This is a genomic window from Bacillus sp. NPDC057893, from assembly GCF_042796455.1.
Taxonomy (GTDB): domain Bacteria; phylum Bacillota; class Bacilli; order Bacillales; family Bacillaceae_G; genus Bacillus_A.
This window is the reverse complement of record NZ_JBHVNG010000021.1, coordinates 20,883-28,533: the sequence shown is the minus strand read 5'-3', so window position 1 is coordinate 28,533 and position 7,651 is coordinate 20,883. Positions and strand designations below refer to the sequence as shown.

The window sequence follows — 7,651 nt, the reverse complement described above, 5'->3', positions numbered from 1 at the left end:
GGCTTCCTGCCATCCCTTGTCCGAAGCCAATTCATCTCCCACCTACTCACTAAGCGTTCCTTGAGGAAGGAGTCTTCTTGGCTAAAATGATAAAAAGGATCAAAAGGGGAGGGGATTATTTTTATGGAACGATAGAGCATTTCAGATACTGTCACACATTCATAATCGTTTCTGTATAAATATCTCATGATACTTTCTAATGCTTCAACTGTCTGAGATGTCTGAGAAAATTCGCTGCCATTCCAATCATGGAGTAGAATGATATTGCCAGGCTGCATACCTTTTGTTATATATTTAGAAATTTTGCTAGCTGCTGGATTTCTCCAATCTTGAGGATCTTGATGCCATGACCATAGAATAACAAGTTTTCCATTCTGTATAGCTGTATTAATAATTAAATCATTGTGAAGGCCTCCAACTGGACGATAGAGAGTTGGTTTATAGCCAGTGATTTGCTTGATAATTTTATCCGTTTGATCTAATTCTGCTGTTAATTTAGCGGTAGTAATATTTCTGTCATATATATGATTATAAGTATGATTAGCAATTTCGTGTCCTTCTTTTACTTGCCTTTTTAAAATAGCAGGAAATCTTTTAACTTTATTACCTGCTACGAAAAAGGTTGCTTTCGCATTGTATTTAGCTAAAATATCAAGTATTTGAGGGGTAAAAACAGGATGAGGCCCATCATCAAATGTTATTGCAACTATTTTTTCCTTTGTATTTACTTCCCAAATTACCTTCCCTGTTTTTTCATACGCCTTACGACTATCTGTAAAAGCATATATGGATATTGGTGTGGAACAAAAAGAAATGATTAGAAAAAAGAGGAATATCCAAATTTTTTTCACGAATAATACACTCCTATGAGATACAAGTAAGTTTAGTTTATGGAGTTATTATCAAATTATTTAATAAGAAATAAAAAAGTAGCTTACGCAGATGTTTACAAAAAGTTATGAGGGAGAACAACGTTCTCAATTTCTTCTTGAACTAACAAAGTAGAGTATTAAAAGAGTCTTTAAATGATGAAGCAAGAATTGATTATGAACAGCTCAAACCTAATTTAGCAAAGTTGAATAAAAATAAATACGTAGAAAAGAAAACTGCTTTCGTTAAATCAATTTTAGAAAAGATTTAATGTTTTTTTATTAGGTTAACAAGGAGATAAGCTGAAAAAGAAAGGACATAACATATTTTATACGACCAATATGTTATGTCTTTTATCTATCCTTTTTCAATTTAGGTCTGGATAAGCTATATTTTCTCTGATTTTCTACTTTTTCGGTTTTAGAACTGACTCCCGCTTTAAATCCATCTCAAAAGTCACAATCCTGATTTGTATAACCTGATATAACGATTATATTGTATATTCTAGAAATACATGTAAAATACTCCGGCATAGTAGACATATATAATATATTGAAGGGGTTTATATTAAAACATTTTATAAAATTAGGTCTTGATAATTGTAGATTTTCTTTTTTTGATATGGTGAGGCCTAAAAGATTTATTTTAATCGTTTGGGGGCAACCTGTTCTGTTAGGTTGATAGGGATGGGGCAGAACCACACATCCATCAACTTAAAAGACTATTCTTGAAGTTGAAATCACGTTGCTATTTTCTCATGTTATTGAGAATAGCAACGTGATTTTTATGAAATATGTACCAAAAACTTTATAGTAATAATTCGCATGTTACCTCTCTAGTTAGTAGGATATTTTTTCTTAATATATGCATACTAAACATACTATAAAAGGTACATAGAAAGTGAGGGAATCATGGCTAAATTTTTGACACGTTTAAAATATAGAGACAATCCTAAGTCATGTTCAATACGAGACAATACTCATTTTCAGGAAAAAAATATTGAAAACTCCCTCTTAGACGCTGATTTATCCAAAAACATAGCTCACATTCAGAATATATTTCGTCAAGCGCCTGATTTAGTAATTCGGCGGTTTCAAATAACAGTAGATGGATTGGAAGCAGCTTTAGTATATTTATCTGGATTAACAGATAGAGAATTGATTCAAAATCATGTTCTAAGTCCTTTGATGAATAGTGATTTTGATACCAATACAGAACTTCCAATTCCATTAGGACAAATTAAGATTATTAATACATTGAGTCAGGTTGAAAATGCTATTTTTGGGGGAGATAGTGTTTTATTAATTCACAGTCGAACAACAGCACATCAATTGGATACAAAAGGATGGCCACAAAGAAGTGTTGAAGACGCACATAACGAAATAGCTCTAAAAGGTGCACATCAAGCATTCATAGAAACGGGAAGTCAAAATATCGCAATGATTCGAAGGTATATTCCTCATCGTGAATTAACGATAAAAGAAATAGTAATTGGTGTACGAAGCAAAACCAAAATTTCTATTTTATATTTGAAAGATGTAGCTTCTGAAGATGTGCTGAAGGAATTAGAAACACGAATTCAAAATATTACAATCGACGCTGTGACTAGTAATGGCGAACTTATAGAATTCATTGAAGATCACCCTTACTCACCGTTTCCGCAATTTATATTAACCGAAAGACCTGATTTGGCTGTATCTCACATTCTACAGGGCAGATTTGTAACTGTAATGGATCATTCACCTAATGTGTTAATTACTCCAACAAATTTTATTTCCTTTTTTCAAGGAGTCGATGATTACGGTACAAGGTGGTTAGTTGCTTCGTCTATTCGGGTGCTTCGTTTTATCGCCTTTATGGTTGCTTTATTTCTGCCTGCGGGTTATGTTGCGTTTATTTCCTTTAATTTTGAAGTTATTCCTGTAGAGCTATATTTATCTATTGCAGAATCAAGAACGCGCGTACCCTTTTCTCCAGTTATGGAAGCATTACTTATGGAAATAACATTGGAAACGATGAGAGAAGGGGCTTTAAGGATACCTACCCCGATCGGTCAGACAGTTGGAATTGTAGGTGGTATTGTTATTGGACAGGCGGCTGTTCAAGCGGGAATTGTAAGCAACATTATGATTATTGTTGTTGCTGTTACCGCCATCTCTTCTTTTGTTATTCCTAACTATGATATGGGATCCGCAGTTAGACTTTTACGCTTTCCAATGATGATTGCAGCTGCCTTATTTGGAATTGTTGGACTTGTTATCGGGTGGATGACTTTAATTGGACATCTAATCAGTCTTGAATCGCTAGGTACTCCTTACGGAACGCCATTAGCACCATTTCGCTTTGCGGATATGAAAGATACTTTCATACGCCTACCTTTATGGGCATTAAGAAAGCGTTCTAAAGGTACCAGAGCCATTCAATCTATTCGACAAGGAAAGAATCAAAATAAAAGGTGAAACTATGAAAAAGTATGCCTATAATGACATTACGCTTATACAGTACATTCTTTTAATTAATGGAATGCAGGTGGGCACTGGCGTTTTATCGCTTCCACGCTTGCTTGCAGAAAAAGCTGGCACGGATGGATGGATAGCTATAATGATTGGCTGGATATTCTCCACAATATCAGGTGTTTTTATGGTGAAAACTGCTGCTAGATATCCCGAGGACACGATTTATGACATTCTTATACGATTATTTGGAAAAATAGTAGGCAAAGCATTCGTTGTTATTTACATGATGTACTTCGCTTTTTATTCTTGTAGCGTTCTTGTGAACGCTATGCTCTATCTTAAAGGATGGCTTCTTCCAAAAACACCTGACTATGTCGTTATCTTTTTATTTTCGATTCCTACCTTCCTTGTTGTACGTAACGGTCCTCGTATTTTAGGGCGATACTCCGAACTTATTTTTTATATGTTTCTTTGGATTCCGTTATTTTTTTTGATCCCTCTTAAAGGGAACGGAAGTTGGATGCCATTTTTCCCACTTTTAAAAGAAGGGTGGAAACCTGTATTCATGGCTGTACCGACCACTATTTTTGCTTATTTAGGGTTTGATATTGCCTTCTTTTTATATCCCTTTTTACAAAAAAAACAGTATGCAGTCCATGGAATGGTTATTGCAAACACTTTAACGATGTTATTTTATTTATTTGCTACTATTGTTTGCTTTGCCTATTTTAGCCCTGAGAGCATTACGCAATATAATCAACCGGTACTAAATTTACTGAAAGTAATTGAATTTCGTTTTTTAGAACGTTTTGACATGATTTTATTGGCCCTTTACTTACCCGTTGTATCCACAGCATGGATTCCCGCTATATATTGCGCTGTATTTTGTTCAAGCCAATTAATTAGAAAACAAGATCACAGCTCGCATGTAGTTGTTCTCTTATTGTTCATTATCGGCCTCATATTTTGGACTCATCCTAGTTGGAATGAAGCCGAAACTTGGCAACAGACATTATCGAATGCTGGTTTGGGATTAACCTATATATCACCTATCGTTTTATGGCTGTATTGCTGTCTATATGAGAAGTTTCGTCAGGGGAGGATACATTGAAAAGAAAAGTACTATGTTGTATTTTGTTATCGGTGTTCATGATGACTGGATGCTTTGATCAAAGAAATGTTGAAGATGTTTCTCTAACTCTTGTTCTTGGTATCGATTTAGATCGTAATAATAATTTATTAGTGTATATGTCAAGCCCTGTTTTCAATAAAGAAGCAAAGGTAAAAGAAGAAATTACTGGCGTGAAATCTGTTACGATTCGAAATTCGAGAGACAAATTTGATGCTACTGTTATGGCGCTTACCTCAGGAAGTAAAACGCAGGTTATTTTAGTTGGAAAACGGCTACTGAAACAAAAAAACTGGATGAAATACCTCGATCCCTTTTATCGAGATCCTAAAAATACAGTTACTGCAAGGGTTGTCGCTGTAGATGGACCTGTTTCGGACGTCATCTTCCATAGCCCAAAAGATAAGCCGCGGCTTCCTTTATATTTAACAAAACTAGTTGATACCGCCGCTTTAAGAAACATCACAGTAAAAACAACTCTTCAAGAACTACATGAACAAAAAGCAGATAAAGGGTTAACAGCAAATATTACTGAGATGAAAAAAAAGAATAAAATATGGGTGACAGGTACAGCTTTATTGGATAAAAAGGGAAGGTATAAATTAACGCTAAAACCTGATGAAAACAAACTATTACGCATTTTGCAACAAGGAACTACAGGGGATTTTTCATTTACAATGCCAATTAAAATAAAGGCGGACAGCCAAGATAAAGATTGGATAAGTTTTACTGCCTATAGTATTAAAGTAAAGACAAAGATAAGACATGATAATCATTTTATATTTAATGTAGATGTAAAGATGAGTATCGGTATTACAGAACGGCTTTTTTCGTTTAATACAAGAAAGGACGCAGCAAAATTACAAAAGGCGATTGAGACTAAGCTGGAAGCTGATTTCAAGCAATTAATAAAAAAAATACAAACTGCACAAATCGACCCTATTGGTCTTGGAGGATATGCAAGAACTTACACATATCCAGAATGGAAAAAAGTCCAAAATAAATGGAATAATGAATTAGCAAAGGGAGATGTAAACGTTAAGGTAAATGTGAAAGTTGGTGCAATGGGAACGATTAAGTAACATGAGTTCAACTGGAATTCGTACTAAAATTGCAAGTACCTTCTATTTTAGAAGGAGAAATGCCTTTAATAGGGGTGCCGCCCCATCGCCATCAAGCTAAGAAATTGGCAGTTCCCCAAAACGAAGAAAATTTTCGTTCTGGGGGTGGTATGAGATTTTAACTTGATGGGCAGGGGGTACCGCCAGCATTTCGGAGAGAACCATACTAAGCAAAAAAATACAATAAGCTGCCAATATGGACAGCTCATTTACATAATTATCGATATAGGAAGTACAGTATTCTATACTTAAATAAATATATATTACTGGAGATGTTGGAGTATGAAAATTATTAATAAACAGATAACCCTCGAAGAAATAGAAATAATAAGAAGCCCATTAGATAAATTGTATGAATACCATAACAGTAAATCAAAATTTTTTTCTGGTGATTATCCAAGAATTACATTTGAGGAACGTATTAAAGAATATGAAAAAAACTTAAAGTATGGAGAATACAGGATCGAATTATTGATTGAGTGGGAAACAGACAATATATTAGGATTTTGTATAGCATATGGTAAAAAAGTAAGCGGGAAGATCGAGGTTTTATTTGTTGACGAAAAATATCGAAGAAACGGATTGGGTTTGAGATTAATGAATAGTGCAATGGAATGGTTTAAAGAAAAACAAATATATGAAGTTGAATTAACAGTAGTGTACGGGAATGAAGCTGTATCGTTTTATCAGAAATTGGGATTCTATCCACGTTCAATTATTATGACAACTAAATCATAACGATATTATTAGAATATTTTCTTGCTTAGCTAAAGGACGTTTTCAATCTTTTTTTTAGTTTTATAGAGTTAATTTAATCAAACTTTATTTGGGGTATCATCAGGATTTCGCGGATTTACAAAGTTAAGGGAGAAATTCTTGTCTCAAAATTCTTATCGTTGTTAAGCTGATCATTTTTAATGATATAAACAGCTTAACGTTGTAAATCCGCATTTTCGGGACACTACCCCATGCCCATCAAGCTAATATTTTGAAATACCCCCAAAATAAATATTTTATCCCTTCATAGTTGTCCATGGGAATTCAGCTCATTTTTTTCGTTTTGGGGTAACTCGTTCTTGTTAGCTTGATGGCGATGTGGTGCTACCCCCATTAGAAAATATTAAATAAAAATTTATAATGATTGTAAATCAAAAGTGTATAACTGTTATTTAGTGATATGCTTTTGATTTTATTTATGTAGGGAAGAACTAGTGAAATATCTAGTTCTTTTTTTATGGAAAAGAACAGATTTATTTGATCATAAATAATCCAAATTTTAGGGTTTTTTGTTAAATTTATTTTTAAATCTCGAAAAAAATGAGATATTTTTTCGTATTTATTTACTACTTTTATTTAACAGAAAGAAAAATGTACAGTATTAATAAGGAGCTCAATAGGGAGGATGAGGTTATGGAATATAAAAAAGAAATTTTGAAAGTAATAAATCATATAAGAGATGACTTAAATACAATAGATTTTAGTCAAATCCAAATTGATCAAGAACAAAATAAGAAAAAATATGCTTATACGATATATAAAGAACGAGACAAAGATGGATTAGAAAAAGAGAAAAAGCCTCCTTTGATCCAAATTAATATGTTAGCTCAGATTTTATATGAATCTTTTCATGATTTGGATAAAAAAACAGTTTAATTCGTCCAGTTATTGTAATCAGTGATATATCAACTGTTACAGGTGTCAAAGACTCAGGGACTTATTTTATAAATCTAGAACATGATGAATTAGTCAAAATAAGTGATTATGCGGATATTCCTACTATTGAGGATAAGGTATCTCCTAGATTAGCAATTGGTTACATGCTGGTTTTAGAGGAATTAAAAAGCTAGAAAAAGATACTTTTACCAGTCAACTAGTAAAGAATCTTCAATTTATGGTTCAGAGTATTCAACATATGCTAGCGATTCATGGGGAGTTAATAGATGTTATTAAAATTCCTGTTATAAAAAATTTATCAGAATACGCTGGAGATATAGCGCCAGTCTTTTTATATCAGATGCTTGTTAATAGGAATGCTAAAGAATAGCGGGATAATGAAGGAATTGATTTTTGATATT

The 7,651-nt window shown here is 33.3% G+C and carries 5 protein-coding genes and 1 pseudogene; 5 read left to right on the top strand and 1 reads right to left on the bottom strand.

All coding sequences use genetic code 11. The features are described from left to right. Window positions 1–89: 89 nt before the first annotated feature. Window positions 90–851 (bottom strand): annotated as a pseudogene (locus tag ACFVQC_RS29380) (polysaccharide deacetylase family protein); the annotation flags it as partial. A gap of 930 nt (window positions 852–1,781) precedes the next feature. Between ACFVQC_RS29380 and ACFVQC_RS29375 the strand changes: the two are divergent. The 5 genes from ACFVQC_RS29375 (at window position 1,782) to ACFVQC_RS29355 (ending at window position 7,229) form a co-directional block, all read left to right on the top strand. Next, window positions 1,782–3,329 carry a spore germination protein gene (locus tag ACFVQC_RS29375; RefSeq protein WP_377900060.1) on the top strand — a complete coding sequence of 516 codons (1,548 nt, stop codon included), beginning with the start codon at window positions 1,782–1,784 and terminating at the stop codon, window positions 3,327–3,329. Between the two features lie 4 nt (window positions 3,330–3,333). Next, window positions 3,334–4,437: a GerAB/ArcD/ProY family transporter gene (locus ACFVQC_RS29370; protein WP_377900059.1), complete on the top strand. Its 1,104-nt coding sequence runs from the start codon at window positions 3,334–3,336 to the stop codon at window positions 4,435–4,437. Continuing rightward, window positions 4,434–5,537, top strand: coding sequence for a Ger(x)C family spore germination protein (locus ACFVQC_RS29365; protein WP_377900058.1), 1,104 nt, complete (start codon window positions 4,434–4,436; stop codon window positions 5,535–5,537). The genes ACFVQC_RS29370 and ACFVQC_RS29365 overlap by 4 nt, the downstream gene beginning before the upstream one ends. A gap of 321 nt (window positions 5,538–5,858) precedes the next feature. Further along, window positions 5,859–6,314, top strand: coding sequence for a GNAT family N-acetyltransferase (locus ACFVQC_RS29360; RefSeq protein WP_377900057.1), 456 nt, complete (start codon window positions 5,859–5,861; stop codon window positions 6,312–6,314). 672 nt (window positions 6,315–6,986) lie between these two features. Continuing rightward, window positions 6,987–7,229 carry a hypothetical protein gene (locus ACFVQC_RS29355; protein ID WP_377900055.1) on the top strand — a complete coding sequence of 81 codons (243 nt, stop codon included), beginning with the start codon at window positions 6,987–6,989 and terminating at the stop codon, window positions 7,227–7,229. The last annotated feature ends 422 nt before the right edge of the window (window positions 7,230–7,651 follow it).